This window comes from Burkholderia sp. MSMB617WGS, assembly GCF_001532025.2.
Lineage (GTDB): Bacteria > Pseudomonadota > Gammaproteobacteria > Burkholderiales > Burkholderiaceae > Burkholderia > Burkholderia savannae.
In genome coordinates, this window is record NZ_CP013457.1 from 2,730,792 (window position 1) to 2,750,027 (window position 19,236).

Sequence of the window (19,236 nt, forward strand, 5' to 3'; positions counted from 1 at the left end):
CGCACGTCGCTCACCCGCACAGCGGCAGATCGAGCGCCTGCAGCACGTCGCCCGTCGCGTGATCCTCGACGAACGCGGCGACGCCGTAGCGCGCGGCGTCCTGCGCGCGCAGGTTCGCGGGCAGCGGCAGCGTGCGCCGCACGTCGAGCGGCGCGACCGCGCCGGCCGTCGACGCGAGCGGCCCGAATGAGAGCGGCCCGATCCACTGCCGCACGACGCGCTCGTGGCGCAGCGTCGCGCCGCGGTTCTCGCCCGCGCGCACCGGCGATTCGATGCCGTTCTCGTACAGCGCGAGATACGCGTCGAGCGCGCGCGGCGCGCCGGCGCGCGGCGTCACGGACAGCTCGACGTCGAGGGCGTCCGCGCGCCGCGCGGCGGACAGCGCGATGCCGACGCGCGCGGGCTCGCCCGCCGTCGCGACGACGCGCCGCTCGAACGCGCTCGCATCGCGCCAGTCGCGCAGCTCGCGGCCCGCGACCGCGACTTCCGGCGTATAGACGAAGCGGCCGCCGCCGCGCGATGCGAGCGCGTGCTGCCGTTCGGTGAAGCGATGCTGCGCGAAGCGGTCGGTCCAGCCGAGGCCGTCCCAGTAATCGACGTGCAGCGCGAGCGGCACGACCCGCAGCGCGGCGCGATGCGGGGCAAGCCGCGCGAGCCAGTCGTCGGCGCTCGGGCAGCTGCTGCAGCCCTCGCTCGTATAAAGCTCGACGAGCGCCTGCCGGCCGTCGGGGCTGCGGGCGACGCAGGCGCCGCCCGCGGCCGCCTGCGCGATGCCTGCGGCGGCAAGCGCGAGCCCCGCCGCAACGGCGCGCATCGAAACGGAAAATGAATTCGACATGGAAAAGCTCATCGTTCGGCGCCGGAGCGCGGGCGCGGTGCGCCGCGCGCGCCGGCATGCGCGACGCGAACTGCGCGACGCGATCCGGCATCGCGCGACGCACCGCGCCGCGAAACACGGGCCGCCCGCACGGCGAGCGAGCGGGCGGGCGGGCCGAGCCGGATCGCGCGTTCAAGCGCGCGTTCGACGACGCCGCTCAGTTCGACATCGGGCTCATCTTGTCGGACGACATCGGCTTTTTCATCGCGTCCTTCGGCGTGTGGCCCTTCTTCATGCCGCCCTTCGCCATGTGATCTTGCTTCTTCATGCCCATCTCGTCCTTCGACATCGCGCCCTTCGACATCGCATCCTTCGACATCGCATCCTTCGACATCGCATCCTTCGACATCGCATCCTTCGACATCGCATCCTTCGACATCGCGTCGTTCTGCGCATGGGCGAGCGGCGCGGCGAGCGCGAGACCGGCGACACAGGCGAAAGCAAACAGATTCCTTTTCATGGGATAGCTCCATCGTTATTGATTGAGGAGCCGAATAGTCGGGATGCGACGGCGAATATGACAACGGCCGCAAAATTTTTTTTCGGCACCGGCGCTTGCGCGGGCGACGGGCGCTCGCGCGGCGCACCATCGCGCCGCCGCACCCGCCGACCAGGGCCTCGCGCCCCAAGAAGCGCCGCCCGCGCGGCCCGGATGCATGCGCGCCGGCCCGATCCGCACCCGCCTCGCCGCGCCGCAGCATGCGCGCCCGACCGCGCATTCGCGCGCAACCGATCTGTCCCCTGTTGAAACCTCGGCCGACCCGGTGTATCTTCTGCGCTTGCTAACGCGGGGGTCCTGCATTGCGCTCGGTCAAGCGATCGTGCGGCGCGGGTGAGAAATACCCTTTGAACCTGATCTGGGTAATGCCAGCGCAGGGAAGCGTCCGGGTTTCGCCGCCGTTCCACGTCAGAATCCCGTCGCGTCGCGAATCTCGTCTCCTGCTTAGCGCCCCACACCCGCTTTGCATGGGACCCGAGTCAGCGCTCAAGCGCCAGCTCGAGTCGACACAGGAGATCGCATGAACGCCAATCCCAAATTCCTGTCGGCCGACGCCCGCGTCGACGCCGCCGCCGTCGCCCCGCTGCCGAACTCGCGCAAGATCTACGTGACGGGCTCGCAGCCCGACATTCGCGTGCCGATGCGCGAGATCACGCAGTCGGACACGCCGACGAGCTTCGGCGGCGAACGGAATCCGCCGATCTACGTGTACGACACGTCGGGCCCGTACACGGACCCCGACGCGAAAATCGACATCCGCGCCGGCCTGCCCGCGCTGCGCCAGCGCTGGATCGACGCGCGCGGCGACACCGAGACGCTCGAGGGCCTCACGAGCGAGTACGGCCGCGAGCGCGCGGCCGATGCGGCGACGGCCGAGCTGCGCTTCCCCGACCTGCACCGCCATCCGCGCCGCGCGAAGGCGGGCAAGAACGTCACGCAGATGCACTATGCGCGTCAGGGCATCATCACGCCCGAGATGGAATTCATCGCGATCCGCGAGAACCAGCGCCGCGCCGAGTATCTCGAAAGCCTGAAGGCGAGCGGCCCGAACGGCGCGAAGCTCGCCGCGATGATGGGCCGCCAGCACGCGGGCCAGGCGTTCGGCGCCGCGGCCTTCGGCGCGAGCGCGCTTGCGCAGATCACGCCGGAGTTCGTGCGCGACGAAGTCGCGCGCGGCCGCGCGATCATCCCCGCGAACATCAATCACCCGGAAACCGAGCCGATGATCATCGGCCGCAACTTCCTCGTGAAGATCAACGCGAACATCGGCAACTCGGCCGTCACGTCGTCGATCGGCGAGGAAGTCGACAAGATGACGTGGGCGATCCGCTGGGGCGGCGACACGGTGATGGACCTGTCGACCGGCAAGCACATCCATGAAACGCGCGAGTGGATCATCCGCAACAGCCCGGTGCCGATCGGCACGGTGCCGATCTACCAGGCGCTCGAAAAGGTCAACGGCAAGGCCGAGGACCTGACCTGGGAAATCTTCCGCGACACGCTGATCGAGCAGGCCGAGCAAGGCGTCGACTACTTCACGATCCACGCGGGCGTGCGCCTGCAGTACGTGCCGCTCACCGCGAACCGGATGACGGGCATCGTGTCGCGCGGCGGATCGATCATGGCGAAGTGGTGCCTCGCGCATCACAAGGAAAGCTTCCTGTACGAGCATTTCGAAGAGATCTGCGAAATCATGAAGGCGTACGACGTGAGCTTCTCGCTCGGCGACGGCCTGCGCCCCGGCTCGATCTACGATGCGAACGACGAAGCGCAGCTCGGCGAGCTGAAGACGCTCGGCGAGCTCACGCAGATCGCGTGGAAGCACGACGTGCAGGTGATGATCGAAGGCCCCGGCCACGTGCCGATGCAGCTGATCAAGGAAAACATGGATCTGCAGCTCGACTGGTGCAAGGAAGCGCCGTTCTACACGCTCGGGCCGCTCACCACCGACATCGCGCCGGGCTACGACCACATCACGTCGGGCATCGGCGCGGCGATGATCGGCTGGTTCGGCACCGCGATGCTGTGCTACGTGACGCCGAAGGAGCACCTCGGCCTGCCGAACAAGGACGACGTGAAGGAAGGCATCATCACGTACAAGCTCGCCGCGCACGCGGCCGACCTCGCGAAAGGCCACCCGGGCGCGCAGGTGCGCGACAACGCGCTGTCGAAGGCGCGCTTCGAGTTCCGCTGGGAAGACCAGTTCAACATCGGTCTCGATCCGGACAAGGCGCGCGAATTCCACGACGAAACGCTGCCGAAGGATTCGGCGAAGGTCGCGCACTTCTGCTCGATGTGCGGCCCGCACTTCTGCTCGATGAAGATCACGCAGGACGTGCGCGAGTTCGCCGCGCAGCAGGGCATGTCGGAAAACGACGCGCTGAAGAAAGGCATGGAAGTGAAGGCCGTCGAGTTCGTGAAGAGCGGCTCGGAGATCTATCACCGGCAGTAATGCCGGCGTACGCTCCGCCGCGCCCCGAAAGCCCGCCTCGCGCGGGCTTTTTTGCGTCCGCGCAACGGCGCTTCGGGGGACGAAACAATTGATTACGAAAGCCGCGACGCTCTAACAAGTCCTTACAGCGCATAACGGACCGCCCGCGTAGATTTTGAATGTGGGCTGCATCGAAGCATGCGTGCCCACGCGTCTCTTTCATCCGAGGAATGAACAATGAAATCGATTCGGCGTATTGGGGTATGCGCAATGCTCATCGCGGCAGCCGCCAGTCTGTCGGCTTGCGACACGATGACCCATCAGCAACGTAACGCAGCAATCGGCGCGGGCATCGGCGGCGTCGCCGGCGCGGCGATCGGCGGCAACGCCCTGTCGACGATCGGCGGCGCGGCCGCGGGCGGCCTGATCGGCAGCCAAGTCGGCAAGTAAGCCCGCGAATCGGGCGCACCGTGCAGACGGGCCGCGCCCTTGAATGCGGACGGCGTGCGCCGCCTTCGTCGCGGCGCGCACCGTCCGGCCGTTTCGCGCAGCCGGTTCACGCAACCGTTTCACCCGGCCGTTTTACCCGGTCGTTGCCCGGTCGTTGCCCGGTCGTTGCCCGGTCGTTGCCCGGTCGTTGCCCGGTCGTTGCCCGGTCGTTGCCCGGTCGTTGCCCGGTCGTTGCCCGGTCGTTGCCCGGTCGCGCCGCATAGCGTCGCGAGCATGGCGATGCACGCGACGCCCGCGCCGCGCCCGCGGCGGAAATGATCCGTTACCGTTTCACACAGCGTTTCACACGAGAGCGGTCTAAGCTCGCAAGCATCGAATCCTGCCCCGCACGCACGACTGCGGAACCATCATGAACAAGACACTTGTCGCCGCCGCGCTCGCGAGCGTCGCGCTCGCCGGCTGCTATTACCCGTACGGCTACTACCCGGCGGGCGGCTATTACGCGACGCCGGTGGAAACCGCGCCCGTGTACGTCGCGCCCGCGTATCCGTCGTACTACTATCCAGCGCCGTCCCTGTCGCTGAACTTCGGCTACTGGGGCGGCGGCCGCGGCTGGCACCGCCACTGACCCCGCGCCGCGCGCGAACTTCCCGCGCGCGGCGCGACGGCCCCGCTTTCGCATCCGCCGCACGTCGTCGATGCGCGGCTCGGGCGTTCGTTCTCGAATCTTGCTGTTTCATCTCAGCCTGAAACATCGCGTAACAGCGCGGTGTAAGATGCTTGGCCAGCCCTCCGTCGACAGCCAAGTGCCCGATCCTCGATGAACCTCAAGAACGCCTTCCTGCTGATCGTCCTCGCCGCGCTCTGGGGCGCGTCGTTCCTCTTCATTCGCGTCGGCGTCACCGAATTCGGCGTCGCGCCGCTGATGGCGCTGCGCGTCGGCATCGGCGCGCTCTTTCTCGTCGCGCTGATGCTCGCGCGCCATTCGCCGCGCGAGCTGGCCACGCTGCTGCGCAAGCACGCATGGCCGCTCTTCGTCGTCGGGCTGCTCAACTCCGCCGCGCCGTTCTGCCTGTTCGCGTTCGCCGAGCTGACGCTGTCGGCGGGCGTGACGTCGGTCATCAACGCGACGACGCCGCTCTGGGGCGCGCTCGTCGCGTATCTGTGGCTCAAGGATTCGCTGTCGCTGCCGCGCGCGCTCGGCCTCGTGGTCGGCTTCGCGGGCGTGCTGACGCTCGTCTGGGATCAGGTGTTCTCGCCGCACGGCGCGAATCCGGGCTCGCCCGCGACGGCCGCGCTCGCCGCCGCCGCCGCGCTCGGCGCGACGTTGCTGTACGGAATCGCCGCGAACTTCACGAAGCGCAAGCTCACGGGCGTCGATCCGCTCGTCAACGCGACGGGCAGCATGATCGGCGCGACGATCCTGCTTCTGCCGTTCGCGCTCGCGACGTGGCCCGCCGCGCCCGTCTCCGCGCACGCGTGGGGATCGGTGCTCGCGCTCGGCATCGCGTGCACGGGCATCGCGTACTTCATCTTCTTCTACCTGATCGCGCACATCGGGCCGGCCCGCGCGATCACCGTCACGTTCGTGATCCCGGTGTTCGGCATTCTGTGGGGCGCGCTCTTCCTCGGCGAACACGTGTCGCTCGCGATGCTCGAAGGCTGCGCGATCGTGCTGCTCGGCACCGCGCTCGCGACCGGTGTGATCAAGCGGATTCCCGGCGTTCGGACTCGGCGGAACGAGGCGGCCTGACGGTCGTGCGGGAACCGGGCGGCACGCCGCATCGCGTCGCGTCGTCGGCGGATGGCGCGGAGGTCGTTCGCGAAGCTCGAAGACCGGTCGAGCACGCTACTCGGCGCTGCGCTCGCGATCGGCGTGATCGAGCAGGTTCCCGGCGTTCAGGTTCGACGAAACGGCGTGGCGTGCCGCGTCGTCAGTGGATGGCGCGAAGGTCGTTCGCAAACTTGAAGGCCGGTCGAGCACGCTACTCGGCGCTGCGCTCGCGATCGGCGTGATCGAGCAGGTTCCCGGCGTTCAGGTTCGACGAAACGGCGTGGCCTGACAGTCGAACGAAAGTCGGATGCCGCGCGGCAACGCCGGCCGGCGTTGCGCCGTTGCGGCGGTACGGCGGTACGGCCGGGCGTGCGACGCGACACAGCGCGTGCGGCGGGCCGGACGGCCGGCGAGTCGCGGATGTCGTCCGCACGCGACGATCCCTCATGTTTCAGACGCCATGGTTCGCCCGACAAGCGAATGATCGGGCGCTGCCGCCCGGCACCGGTAGCAAACGCGCGCTGCAAGCAGTGAATGCGCCGACCCGCGGCGCACGCGCAACCGTTTGTCAGCCGGCCGACGGCGCGCGATCCGATCCGCAGTGCGCGGCCGACGTGCGTCCGGCGTCGCCCGTCTGAACCGACTGGTGAGTCGGATTCGCCTCGATCGGCGCGCAGCCTCGCCCGTCGCCACGGAAAATCCGCGAATACCCCCGTTCCGGCGACGCCGCACGGATGTCGGAATCCCCCGCCCCGCCGGCCTCCGTCGGCTCGCCGCCGCTTCGTGCGCGCGCCTCATCGGCCGCCGCGAGCCGGCGCTCGCCCGGCCCGCGACGCGACATTGCGACGCCGGGTTAAGCGTATCCCCGATGCGCAAGACCCACCGACATTCGTTACACTCGATTCAATTCCCCGCCGGACAGCAGAAATGACGCGTATCGTCTTTCGCCGCGTGGCCTTCCCCAGCGCTCGCGCGCACGTCCGCCGCGCGATGCGCGCCGTTTTCCGCTCATAGCGGCGAAGCTGACAACATGCCGAAAACGCAGGGGCTCTCACTCGAAAGCCTGCTCTCGCAGCTCGCCCGCTGCGACGATGGCTGGTGCGCGCAATATCACGACGTCACCCTTGCAAGCGCCTTTCAGCCGGTGATTTCGATCACGCACAAGCGCGTCGTCGGCTACGAGGCGCTCGTGCGCGCGACCGACGCGAACGGCGCGCCGATCTCGCCCGACACGCTGTTCGCGCGCGCGCAGGCGCGCGGCGAGACGATGCTGCTCGACCGGATGACACGTTGCCTGCATGCCGCGAACTTCGCCGCGCAGGATACGGGCACGTGCTGGCTGTTCCTGAACGTGCTGCCGCAGATGTTCGACGCCGGCGTCGCGCCGCGCGAATTCATCGAGGCGCTCTGCGCGCACTTCAAGCTGCCGCCGACGCGCGTGGTGCTCGAGGTGATCGAGCAGCCGTCGCGCAACGAGGCCGCGCTCGCCTGCACGCTCGACATGATCCAGCACGGCGACTTCCTGATCGCGATCGACGATTTCGGCACCGGCTTCTCGAACTTCGATCGCATCTGGCAAATGAAGCCCGACATCGTGAAGCTCGACCGCTCGATTCTCGAGCGATCGCTCGCGGCAAGCGACGCGCACCGGATCGTCCATCATCTCGTCACGATGCTGCACCATGCGGGCACGATGGTGCTCGCGGAAGGCGTCGAGAACGAAGACGCGCTGCAGATCCTGATGGACGCCGACGTCGATTTCGTCCAGGGCTTCTGCTTCGGCCAGCCGGATCAGTCGATCGAGCGCGCGCGCAGCGACGCGCCGGCGCGCATCGAGGCCGCGTGGAAGCGTTTCGCCGAGCGCGCGAAGGAGCGGCGCAGCGACGCCGTGCACCCCGGCTTCGACACGATCGAGCGGATCGTGCTCACAGGCGCCGCCGACTATACGCAGACCCGCAATTTGCGCGGCACCGCGCAGCGGCTGCTCACGAATTCGATCGTGCGGCGCGTGTTCATCGTGGAGGCGAACGGCGAGCAGATCGAGCCGTCCGTCACGGCCGAGACGCCGGATGCGCCGGACGCGACGACGCGCCGGCTCGCGCCGCTGCTGCCGGACTTGCACAGCAACTGGTCGCGGCGCGCGTACTTCCAGCGCGCGATCGCAGTGCCCGGACGCGTCGCGCTGATGGGGCCGCACTTCTCGCTGACGGACGGCCGCGACTGCTACACGGCTGCCGTCGCGATCCATCTCGAAACGACGCTGAAGGTGTTCTGCGTCGACTTCGATTTCTCGTCGTCGGGCGAGGACGAGGGCTACGGCTACGGCTACGGCGAGGGCGAGGGCTAGGGCTGGGGCGAGGGCCAGGCACGGCGACACGGTCGCGCATCGCGTTCGGCGCACGGGACGAGGGTCTTCGGGATGCACGGGATGCACGCGCCGCCGCTCGAGGCATGCGGCGACATCGGCGAAACGGCGGTTGCGCGAATTTGCCCGCCGCCATCGCGCCGAGCATGACCGCTAACGGCCGGCGCATGCCGACCGCAAACGGCGCACCGCACCCGGAAGGCCGAACGCGTTCATTCGATGACCCTGCCGCGCCCGGACTTCACCTCGCCGCGCCGGCTCTTCTCCGCAAGCCGGCGTTCCTTCGACGCGCGCGTCGGCCGCGTCGCGACCCGCTTGCGCGGCGCGACGCCCGCGCCGCGGACGAGCGTGTCGAGCCGCGCGAGCGCGGCCGCGCGGTTCTTTTCCTGCGTGCGGTACTCCTGCGCCTTGATGACGACGACGCCCTCGCGCGTGATCCGCTGATCGGAACGCGCAAGCAGCCGCGCCTTCACTTCATCGGGCAGCGACGATGCGCGAATGTCGAAGCGCAAGTGAATCGCGCTCGACACCTTGTTGACGTTCTGCCCGCCCGCGCCTTGCGCGCGCACCGCGCTCAGCTCGACTTCGTCCGGCGAGAATGCGTAATGCAGCGTCATCGCGCCGCCTCCTGTCGGGCACGCAGCGCGTCGGCGATCCGCGCGGCGAGGCCGGAGTCGCGCGCCGTACGCGTCGCGATCGCGAGTGCGAGCACGGCGCGCGAGCCGATCACCTGCACGCGCGAACGCGCGCGCGTGATCGCCGTATAGACGAGCTCGCGCGACAGCACACGGTTGAACGACGCCGGGAGAATCAGCGCCGCGTCGTCGAACTCCGAGCCCTGAGATTTGTGGACGGTCAGCGCGAACGCCGTGTCGTGCGGCGGCAGCGCGGCGGGCGACACCGCGCGCGCGCGGCCGTCCGCGCCGCGGAACCAGACGCGCAGCGCACCGCGCGCGTCGGGCAGCGCGATGCCGATGTCGCCGTTGAACAGCCCGAGCGCGTAATCATTGCGCGTCACCATCACGGGCCGCCCCGCGAACCAGTGCGCGCCGATCGCGAGCGGCACGCGCACCGCGCGGCGCACCTCGGCCGCGATGAGCGCGTTGACCTCGTCCGCGCCGCGCCCGCCCCTGCGCGTCGCGCAAAGCACGCGAAAGCGGTTGAGCACGTCGAAGAGCGGCAGCGGATCGGGCTCGGCCGTCGCGAGCGCGTCGCGCAGCGCGGCCGCGTAGCCGGCGAACCCCTGCGCGAGCCGCTCGATCGTCGCGGCCGACAGCGTCGCGCCGCCATCGTCGAAAAAGCGCGCGGCCGCGTCGTCTTCCGTCGACAGCGCATCGAGCGCGTCCTGCACCGCGCCGCTGCGAATCGCCAGCGACAGTCTGCCGATCGGCGAGTCGAGGCCGAAACGATAATTGCGTTCGAGCCAGACGACGCAGTCGGTCAACGGCGCGACGGCGGGCAGCGCCGACGATGCGGGCCCGGCGGGCATCGTCGATATCGCTTCTTCCGGTTCGGCGTCAGGCTTGACGCTCGCGGCCGTCAGTCGACCGGCACGCGTGCGCTCGCCTGCATCGGCGGCCGCTGCGGTTCGCCGCGCATCGGATGCGGTATTCGTCGATGCGGGTTCGGGCGCCGGAAAATCCGCGTCGTCGAGCCACGCGAGTTCGCCCGCGTCGATCCACGCGGCCGGCTCGCCAAAGGATGCGCCCCACGGCAAGCCGTCGGGGAATCCTTCCTCGGCTTTCGCCTGCGCGCCCTTTGCGTGCTCGACGCGATGAACGCGTTGCGGGCCCGACGGCGAGTGCGACTGCGGCGTGTTGCGCCGATTTCGCGGATCGTCGACGAATGCGGATGCACCGCCGCCCGGCTGATCGGTGCCCGGCGTGTCGCCGCCCGGCACGTCTTCGTCGTCGAATGCGAACAGCGATCCCTGCGCGTCGTCGACGGCCTGTTTGGTTCCGCGCATGCCGCCGCGCCGGCCCGCGCGTGGCGGCGCCGCGCTCGGCGCGGATACCGAAACGGCTTTGGCCGACGCAGCGGCGGCCGCCGCTCGCGCAGCCCGAGCGGCGTCGCCAGCCGACGCGAAAGCCGTTGCGTCCGCATCGACCGAAGCCGCGCGCGTATCGGCGCCCGTTTCCGCGTGCGTCGTCCCGGCCGCGCCGCGAGCGAACCCGTCCGGCAGCGCCGCCGCGAACTCGGCCTCGCCGATGCCGAGCGCGCGCGCGATCGCCGCACACGCCGTCGCGCTGAACGCGGGCTGCGCGCTCAGCTCCGCGAACACCGCGCCCGCCTCGACGGCCGCGAGCTGATCCTTGTCACCGAGCAGCACGAGGCGCGTGTTCGGCGCGAGCGCGTCGAGCAAGTGCGCGGCGAGCGCGACGTCGATCATCGACGCCTCGTCGACGACGACGAGATCGTACGGCAACGGGTTGTCGCGGTGATGCGCGAAGCGCCCGTTCGGGCCGCCGCCCAGCAGCCGGTGCAACGTATAGGACGTCTGCGGCAGGCGCGTCACGAGCTCGGCCGGCAGGCTGCCGGCGCGCGCGTGCAGCGCCTCCTGCATCCGCTGCGCCGCCTTGCCGGTCGGTGCGGCGAGCGCGATTCGCAAGTCCGGATGCGCATCGAGCAGGCATGCGATCACGCCGACCACGGTCGTCGTCTTGCCGGTGCCCGGCCCGCCGCTCACGATCGTCACGCGGCCCGTGAGCGCGACGAGCGCCGCGACGCGCTGCCAGTCGACGCCCCGCTCCTTCTGCGGCCCGAAATAGCGGGCGAGCCGCTCGCCGAGCGCATCGGGCGCATCGGATGCGAGCCCGCCGGCGCCGCCCGACGATGCGTCGCCGGCGAGACGGCTGCGCGCGACGAGCGCGCTCGCAAGGCGCGTCTCGTATTCGAAGTAGCGCGCGAGATAGAGGCGCGCGTCGCGATCGACGACGAGCGGGCACTCGCCGCCGCGCGCGATCGCGTCGAACGCGGTCACGCCGCTCGCGGCGAGCGCGTCGCGCACGTCGTCGAACGGCTCGTCGTAGCGCTGCGCGAGCGCGCGCAACGACACGCACACGTGCCCCGCCGCCGTCGCGCGGCTCGCGGCGAACGCCGCGCGCGCCGCCCAGCGCGCCGCCGCCGCGGGCGCGCCCAGGCGGCGCGACAGCATCCCGATGCGGCGCGCGAAGCCCTCGGCGAGCGCGAGCCCGAAATCGGCCGGCTCGGGCAAGCGGTCGGCGAGGCCGCCCGTCCATGCGAAGCGATCGTCGACCGTGGTCATGCAGCCCCCTCGCGCATCAGCGCGTCGAGCGCCTCCACCAGCGCGCGCGCCGGCCGGCGCACATGCACGCCGGCCGGCGCGCCGCCGCTGCGCCAGTCGGGCCGCACGCCGCGCACGAACAGGTACAGGTAGCCGGCGATGTGCGTGTCGTAGTCGTAATCGCGCACGCACACGCGCAAATAGCGATGCAGCGCGACCGTATAGAGCAGCGCCTGCAGGTGATACGCGTGGTGCGCCATTGCGGCGTCGAGCGCGCGCGCACCGTACGCGTCGGGCGTCGTGCCGAGATGGTTCGATTTCCAGTCGACGATCCAGAAGCGGCCGTCGTGCTCCACGATCATGTCGATGAATCCCTTGACGAATCCGGCGAGCGTGCCCGCTTCGAGCGCGACGTCCGGATAGCCGTGTGCGGCGAGCAATCGCCGCAACGCGTTGAAATCGAGCGCGGGCGCCGGGAACAGGAACTCCATTTCCGTCAGGCGCCGCGCCGGATCGAGCGCCGCCAGGCGCATGCCCGGCACGAGCTCGGCGGCGGCGAGATCGGCGACGAGCCGCGTCATCATCGCGGGCAGCCGCTCGGCGAGCGCGAGCTCGGCTTCGACCGGACGCTCGTGCAGCGCGCGCAGCGCGGCCGCCGGCCATGTCGACGCGTCGGAAAAATCGCTCAGCTCGAAAAGCCGGTGCAGGCATTCGCCCGCCGCCGCGCCGCGCGGAAACGCGAGGATGTCGTCTTCCGCGGGCTCGGGTGCGACCGCGGCCGCCGCTCGCGCGACGGCATCGGGCGCGCCCGCGTCGACCGCCGCATCGGGCGCGTCGGCGAGCGCGTCGTGATCGGGCCGCATCTCTTCGTCGGCGACGCTCGCGACGCCGCTTTCCTCGCGCGCGATCGCCGACGTCAGCGAGCTGAAGCTCGCGATCCGCCATGCGTCTCTCAGCCCGCGCGTCGCGCGCCGCGCCGCTTGCGTCGCGCTCGCGTCGTGCCCGGCCGCGAGCGGCTCGCGATGCGCGGGCACGGGCAGCGGGCCGAGCGTCACCGGACCGCTCGCGAGCGCCTGCCAGCGCTCGGCGAGCTCCGCGTCTTCGGGCGGCTCCTTCAGCCACGCATCGAAATCGCGTCCCGCGCCCGCGACGAGCCAGTTCAGCACGCTGCGCCGCGCCTCCTTCGTCGAACGCGACGATACGTAGGTGCCCGCGACCAGATAGCACCGATAGACGGCGCGCGTGAGCGCGACGTAGACGAGCCGCGCGCGTTCCGCCGCCTGCTCGCGGATCGCCTCGCGCGACGCGCGCTCGGCCGCCTCGTCGTCGCAACCGTAATGCAGCACCGCGCCGCCCGCTTCGTCGTGATACTCGCGCGCGTCCGGCAAGCCCGAGCCGCCGGGCTCGCGCAGCCCGCCGTCGTTCAGGAAAGGGCAGAACACGATCGCGTATTCGAGCCCCTTCGACTTATGCACGGTGACGATCTGCACGAGGTTGCGATCGGATTCGAGCCGCAGTTGCGCGTCGTCTCCGCCGCCTTCGAGGCGCTGCGCGGCGAGCCAGCGCAGCGTCGGCGCGATGCCCGGCTGCGCGGACGCGCGCGCCTGCGTGAGCTCGGCCAGATGATTGATGTCGGTCACGCGCCGCTCGCCGTCGGGGCCCGCCATCAGCCGCTCGGCGATCCGCAGCTCGTTGGCGAGCGTGCGCCACATCACCGCGAAGCCGCGCTCGCGCCACAGCAGCCGGTAGCGCGAGAAGCGCTCGACCCAGCCCATCGCGTCGGCGTCCGCCGAAGGCTTCGCGGATGCGCCCGCCGATGCGCGCGCGCGGCCGTCGCTTTGTCGTGCGTCACCCGCCTTCGCGTCGCGCTCGGCCCCTTCGGCACCGCCCTGCGCCGCATCGCCCTGCTCGAGGCGCCAGAGCGCCGCCGCGTCGAGCCCGAACCAGTCGGACGCGAGCGCCGAGCGCAGGCGCCGCAAATCGCCGGGCGCGTCGATCGCGGCGAGCACGCGTTCGAGCTGCTCGGCGTCGATCGTCGCGAACACCGACGCCTGCGCGAGCTCGACGCTGCCGATGCCCCACGCGGCCAGCACGCGCTTCACGAGGCTGCCCTGCTTGTGGGTCTGCACGAGCACCGCGATATCGGACGCCGCGAGCGGCTCGCCGCCGAGCGTCGCCTCGCGCGCGCGCGCGCCGCGCATCAATCGCGAGATCTCCTCCGCGCACGCATGCGCGGCGCGCCGCTGCGCGTCGCGCTTCGTCAGCGCGTCGTCGCCGGCGGGCAGCGTCCACACGCGGAAATCGCCCGCGCCCGCGAGCGGATCGGTCGCGTCGGCGAGCGGCGCGCGCACGCGCGAGCCGGCGCGCACCGGCTCGTAATCGAGCCCGTCGAGCACGAACGCACGCGGGTTCGCGCTGAACACGCGGTTGCACGCGTCGACGATCGCGGGCGTCGAGCGCTGGTTCACCGCGAGCGTGTAGCGTGCGGATGCCCGTGCGCGCGCGGCGAGATACGTATGCAGATCCGCCGCGCGGAAGCTGTAGATCGCCTGCTTCGGATCGCCGACGAGAAAGAGCGGGCCGACGGGCGCGAAGATCGTGTCGAAGATCGCGAACTGCAGCGGATCGGTATCCTGAAACTCGTCGATGAGCGCGGCCGGATAGCGCGCGCGCAGCGTCTCGCGCAACCACGGATGCGCTTCGAGCGCGCGATACAGGTTCGTGAGCAGATCGTCGAACGACACGACGCGGCGCGTGCGCTTGCGCTGCGCGAGCTCGGCGGGCGCCGTGTCGAGCCATTGCGCGACGAGCGCCAGCCAGCGCCCGCGCTGCGCGGCCTCGACCGCCGCGACGGCCGCCTCGAGCGCCTGCGCGACGTCGAAGAACGCGTGGCGCGGCGTCGCGCCGCCCTTCTTCGTCGCCTTCTCGAGCGCGGCCTGCGTGAGCTTGAGCGCCGCGCGCGGCAATGCGGCCACCGCGCTCGCCTGCTCGAAATAGCGCGCCCACGCGTCGAGCGCCTCGGCCACCGCTTCCGGCTTGTGCGAGCGCTGGTTCAGCGAAGGCTGCGCGTCGGCGAGCAGCGCGTCGAGCGCGCCGCGTTCGTCGCGCCAGATGCCCGCCGCCGCGTCGAAGTGCGCGCGCGCGGCGGCGGGCGCGTCGTCGTCGGCCGTGTGCAAGCCGTCCCAGCGCAGCTCGGCGAGCGGCTTCTTCAGCCGCCGCGCGAGCTGCGCGTCGAGCGCCGCGGGCCCCGCGCCGTATTCGACGAGCCATTCGGCGAACGCCGGATGCGCGGCCGCGACCGGCTCGACGCGCGTGCGCCAGAAGTCGGCGGCAAGCTCGAAGCGCAGCGCGCCGTCGTCCGCCTCCATCTCGAACGCGAACGGCATCGCCGCCGCGAACGGCGCTTCCTGCAGCGCGCGCTGACAGAACGCGTGAATCGTGTGGATCGCCGCCTGATCGAACGCGCGCAGCGCACGACGCACGCGCTTGGCGGCCGTCTGCGGATCGAGGCCGCATTCGGGCGATAGCGTCGTCTCGAACAGGCGCGCGACGAACGGATCGCCGCCGTCGTCGCCGGTGTCGAGCGCATGCGCGAGCTGCGCGAGGCGAGCGCGAATTCGCTCGTGCAGCTCGGCCGTCGCCGCCTTCGTGAAGGTGACGACGAGAATCTCGTCCGCGCCGAGATCCTTTTCGAGCAACAGGCGCACGTACAGCGCGCAAATGTTCCACGTCTTGCCGGTGCCCGCGGACGCCTCGATCTGGTTCACGCCGTCGAGCCGGCACGCGAAGACGTCGAGCTCGCGCGGCAACGCGGCGGCCGGTGCGGCGCGGCTCATGACGCCCTCCGCAGATGCTCGACGAGCGGATCGAACACGAGGTGCGCGAGCGCGCCGAACGGCTCGTCGAGCGACGGATTCGCGCCGCGCCATGCGAGCGCGAGCGCCGCGTCGTCGGCCTCGCCCGCGACGCGATCGTTGATCCATACGCCCGCCGCCTTCGATTCGCTCTCCGACACGAGCGCCCAGGCGCTTCTCGGAAAAAACGCGAGCGGCATCCGGCGGCCCGCGCGGAACAGCGCGGCGAGCGGCGCGAGCCGATCGAGCGGCGCGGCGACGGGCGCGAATTCGAACGTATCGCCGCTGCCGAACCACAGCGTGCGGCGCGGCCCGTCGGGATCGATCGTGCAGTAGACGAGATGCGCGAGCCACGCGGACAGATAGTCGCGCGCGCCCGGCCGCGCATAGCGGTAGATCACCTGCCCCGCCGGCGTGAGCCGCGCGAGCGCGCCGTGCAGCCGCAGCGGCTCGCGCGTCGCGGAGGGCGCGAGCTCCGCATCGTGTGCGCCGAACCACGGCGCATCGCCCGCCGCGGGCCACACGGGCGCGATCTCGAACGCGAACGGCACCCGCGTCGCGCCGTCGGCGAGCGCGCGTCGCACGTTGCCCGCGAGCTGCGCGAGCGCGTCGAGCTCGTGGTCGCGCCGCACCGCGCCCGTCGCGCCGCCCGGCACCTCGGGGCTCGCGTCGGCGACGCGCAGCGCGTGCTCGAACGCCGCCGCGTCGGCCGTCTCGACCAGAAGCGGCAGCACGCGTTCGGCGAGCGCGTCGCTGCCCGCGTAATCGAGCTCGAACGGCTCGATATCGACGAGCTCCGCCTGCGCGTCCGCGAGCACGATGCCGAGCCGCGCGCGCAGCAGCGAGCGCGCCGGATGGCGCCAGAAGCGCTCGAAATCGGCGAATGCGACGGGCTCCGCGGGCTCGGCCGGCAGCGGCGTCGAGAAAAACGGCCGCGCCGCGGCCTGCGCGCCTTCGGCAAGCAGGCGCGCGAGCGTCGCGCGCGACGCGTCGTACGTGAACAGCGCGCCGCCCGGCGCGAAGTATTCGGCCGAGAACGGCTGCAGCGGATGCTCGATCACGTAGGCGCGGCGAGCATCTTCGATCGCATCGGGCGATGCGTCCGGGCCGGCGGACACGGTCGCCAGATGGTCGAGCAGCTCGTCGACGAGCGCCGCGGGCGGCAGCGGCGCATTGTCGCGAATGCTGCGGCCCGTGTACGCGATCAGCAGACGGTCGCGCGCGGCGAGCAGCAGATCGAGGAACAGGTTGCGTTCGTCGTCGCGGCGCTGCCGATCGCCGAGCTTCGCGAACACGGCCATCAAGTCGAATTCGTCCGCGCGCGTGAGGCTCGGCAGCACGCCGTCGTCCATCCCGATCAGGCACACGACGCGATACGGCAGCCCGCGCAGGCTCGTGAGCGACGAGAACGTGACGCCGCCCCACGGCACGCCGCCGCGCGCCGGATCGTCGAGCGCGGCGGCAAGGCCCGCGCGCACGACGGCGGCCGGCATTTCGACGTCGCCCGCCCCTTCCGCCATCGCGGCGAGCATCGCATCGAGCGCATCGCGCACGCCGGACAACGCATCGGCGAACGCCGGGCCCGAATCGAAGAAGCGCGCGAGCGCATCGGCGAACGCGTCGCCCCAGCCTTGCGGCGTCAGATCGGCGGCGATCCGCTTCGCGAAACCGTCGAGGTCGTCGGTGAAGCGCGCGAGCCGGCCGAGCAGCTCGGCCTCGCCGCCTTCCGCGCCGGAGATCGGCAGCCACGCGGCAACGGGCGCCGCGCCGTCGGGCATCGCGTAGCCGAGGAAGAGCCGCGTGAGCGCATCGGCGAATGTGTGGCGCGGCGCGGGCACGGCGGCGTCCGCGCCCGCCTGTTGCGCCGCGTCGGGCGCGAGCCCGCGCCGCGCGCCCGACGCGGCGAGCCATGTCTGCACGGTCTCGAGCGCCGCCGCGTCGATGCCGTAGCGCGCGGCGATCGCATCCACGCGCAACCATTCGACCAGCTCCGGCGCGCCGACGTTGCGCTCGGGCAGCGCCAGCCAATCGAGCAGCACGCGCGCGACGGGATTCGCCTGCGACGGCGGCAAGCCGGTGATCCGATACGGGATGCGCGCGGCGTCCGAGCCCGACGAGGTGCCGAACGCCGCGTCGACGAGCGGCCCCGCCGCCGCGAGATCCGGCATCGCGACGAGCACGTCCGACGGCGCGAGGCTCGGGTCCGCGTCGAACCACGCAAGCAGCCGATCGTGCACCACCTCGAGCTGGCGCGCGAGGCTGTGGCACACGTGCACTTCGATGCCACGCTCGGCGGGGCGCGCGCCGAGCGCGTCCTCCGGCTGCAGGTCGAGGATCGCGTTCTGCACGCGCGCGAGCCACGTCGGCGCGGGATTCTCCGCGTAGCGCGACGCGTCGCTCGCCGCCGCGCTCTCGGTCAGCTCGTGCAGCATGTGCAGTTGCGCCTGCGTCTGCCGCCCCCATTCGGCGAGGAGCGGATGGCCGACTTCCTGATAGTCGAGCTGCCCGGCCGCGTCGAGCGACTCGGCGCGCGCGGCGGTGACGATGTCGAACCAGAATTCGCGGCACGGATTGAGCGCGTAGATGCGCACGTCGATCCAGCGCGACAGCTCGCGCAACAGCGCGACGTGCAGCGGCGGCATCGTCGGCAGCGCGAACACGCTGACCGACTCGGGCCACTTCGCTCGGGCCTGCGCGATCACGTCGGATCCGAGCGCGCCGACGTCGCGCAAGAACCGGTGCGCGGGCGGCATCCCGCTGTCGGACAGCTCGGCGAGAAGCGCGCGCCAAAGCGCCGCCTGCCACCCCTCGTCGTCGCGCGCGGCCTCGCCGCCCTGACGCGGCGCGCCTTCGAGCGCGAAGATCGATTCGCCGTCCTGCCATTGCGCGAGCCACTCCGGACGATACGTCAGATAGTGGTCGAACACGGTCGCGACCCGGTGCGCGAGCTCGTGGCGCATCGGCGCGTCGGCCGCGGCCAGATAGGCGGCAAGCCGCGGCGACGCGCGCCAGGGCTGCGCGCCGTCGCCGGACAGCAGCCGGTAGCAGCGCCACACGAGGCGATCGGGCGCGAACGGAGAATGCACGGGAACCGTCAGCACTTCGCCGATCTGCGCCCACAGCCATTGCGCGAGATAGCTGAAGCGGAGGTTCGCGCACACGCCGTGGCGCTTCGCGATGTCGAGCTCGAGCCGCCGGCGCAGCGCCGCGCTCGGCACGATCACCTGCTGCGCGGCCCACGGCCCCGCGCCGTCCGACGCGACGGCGAGATCGTCGAGCAGCGCGTCGGCAAGCGTCTCGTGGCGGTTCGAGTAGAAGAGATGGAGCATGAAACGGAGCAAAGGACGCCGGATGGACGGCCGGCCAGTCGAGGAGCCAAGGATAGCAAAGCGCGAAGCGCGCGAGAACCTGGCCGATCGGCCGATCCTCGCTTTGATCCAGCTTCGATCGCGCTTCGATCCCGCTTCGATCCGCGCCTCGATCCCGCGCCGTTGCCGCATCGGCAAGCGCGACGCGCGCGGCCCGGCCGAATCCCGGCCCGTGTCCGCGCGCCGTCGCGGCCCGACGCGCCGGCGACGCGCCGGCGACGCGCCGAACCTACGGCCCGCCCGGCGGTCTGAGCCCGAACGCGCGAACATCAGGCGCCCGGCCCCGAAACGCGGCTTTCGCGACGCGGAAATACGATAGACTCGTCGCCAACCAGAACACCCCGACGCCCCGTCGCCAGCTCACTCGCCCATCG

Annotated in this window: 12 protein-coding genes and 1 riboswitch; of the genes, 6 read left to right on the forward strand and 6 right to left on the reverse strand. The window is 71.1% G+C overall.

Going from position 1 to position 19,236, the window contains the following annotated elements; genetic code table 11:
- Window positions 1-10: 10 nt before the first annotated feature.
- Together WT60_RS13510 and WT60_RS13515 are read right to left on the reverse strand one after the other, a co-directional pair.
- Window positions 11-850: a DUF1223 domain-containing protein gene (locus tag WT60_RS13510; RefSeq protein ID WP_059575334.1), complete on the reverse strand. Its 840-nt coding sequence runs from the start codon at window positions 848-850 to the stop codon at window positions 11-13.
- 184 nt (window positions 851-1,034) lie between these two features.
- Window positions 1,035-1,337 (reverse strand): pentapeptide MXKDX repeat protein, encoded by a 303-nt coding sequence (locus WT60_RS13515; RefSeq protein WP_060356779.1) that lies wholly within the window; start codon window positions 1,335-1,337, stop codon window positions 1,035-1,037.
- A gap of 319 nt (window positions 1,338-1,656) precedes the next feature.
- Window positions 1,657-1,774: riboswitch (TPP riboswitch) on the forward strand.
- Between the two features lie 122 nt (window positions 1,775-1,896).
- Between WT60_RS13515 and thiC the strand changes: the two genes are divergently transcribed.
- From thiC to WT60_RS13555, 5 genes are all read left to right on the forward strand, one after another.
- Complete coding sequence (gene thiC / locus WT60_RS13525) at window positions 1,897-3,828, forward strand: phosphomethylpyrimidine synthase ThiC (protein ID WP_038744790.1); 1,932 nt, start codon at window positions 1,897-1,899, stop codon at window positions 3,826-3,828.
- 216 nt (window positions 3,829-4,044) lie between these two features.
- Window positions 4,045-4,257 carry a glycine zipper 2TM domain-containing protein gene (locus tag WT60_RS13530; RefSeq protein WP_038744789.1) on the forward strand — a complete coding sequence of 71 codons (213 nt, stop codon included), beginning with the start codon at window positions 4,045-4,047 and terminating at the stop codon, window positions 4,255-4,257.
- A 409-nt stretch (window positions 4,258-4,666) separates the two neighbouring features.
- Window positions 4,667-4,885, forward strand: a complete 219-nt coding sequence (locus WT60_RS13535) for a hypothetical protein (RefSeq protein ID WP_038744788.1) — start codon at window positions 4,667-4,669, stop codon at window positions 4,883-4,885.
- A 192-nt stretch (window positions 4,886-5,077) separates the two neighbouring features.
- Entirely contained in the window at window positions 5,078-6,010 is a 933-nt protein-coding gene (locus tag WT60_RS13540) for a DMT family transporter (RefSeq protein ID WP_059575328.1), read from the forward strand.
- Window positions 6,011-7,061: 1,051 nt separating this feature from the next.
- On the forward strand, window positions 7,062-8,378 hold the full coding sequence (locus WT60_RS13555) for an EAL domain-containing protein (protein WP_060356777.1): 1,317 nt from the start codon (window positions 7,062-7,064) through the stop codon (window positions 8,376-8,378).
- 230 nt (window positions 8,379-8,608) lie between these two features.
- On the opposite strand, the gene arfB is transcribed toward WT60_RS13555, so the two are convergent.
- The 4 genes from arfB to recC are packed head-to-tail and all read right to left on the reverse strand — an operon-like array spanning window position 8,609 to window position 18,823.
- Complete coding sequence (gene arfB / locus WT60_RS13560) at window positions 8,609-9,013, reverse strand: alternative ribosome rescue aminoacyl-tRNA hydrolase ArfB (protein ID WP_038744785.1); 405 nt, start codon at window positions 9,011-9,013, stop codon at window positions 8,609-8,611.
- Window positions 9,010-11,661: an AAA family ATPase gene (locus WT60_RS13565; RefSeq protein WP_059646462.1), complete on the reverse strand. Its 2,652-nt coding sequence runs from the start codon at window positions 11,659-11,661 to the stop codon at window positions 9,010-9,012. Before WT60_RS13565 ends, arfB begins: the two co-directional genes overlap by 4 nt.
- Window positions 11,658-15,476, reverse strand: a complete 3,819-nt coding sequence (recB, locus tag WT60_RS13570; RefSeq protein ID WP_059646459.1) for an exodeoxyribonuclease V subunit beta — start codon at window positions 15,474-15,476, stop codon at window positions 11,658-11,660. Before recB ends, WT60_RS13565 begins: the two co-directional genes overlap by 4 nt.
- A complete protein-coding gene (recC, locus tag WT60_RS13575) occupies window positions 15,473-18,823 on the reverse strand; it encodes an exodeoxyribonuclease V subunit gamma (protein ID WP_060356776.1) in 3,351 nt (1,116 codons plus the stop codon). The genes recB and recC overlap by 4 nt, the downstream gene beginning before the upstream one ends.
- On the opposite strand from recC, the gene WT60_RS34480 reads away from it, so the two are divergent.
- Window positions 18,822-19,181: a hypothetical protein gene (locus tag WT60_RS34480; protein WP_186448537.1), complete on the forward strand. Its 360-nt coding sequence runs from the start codon at window positions 18,822-18,824 to the stop codon at window positions 19,179-19,181. The two genes, recC and WT60_RS34480, sit on opposite strands and share 2 nt — an antisense overlap.
- Window positions 19,182-19,236 lie beyond the last annotated feature (55 nt).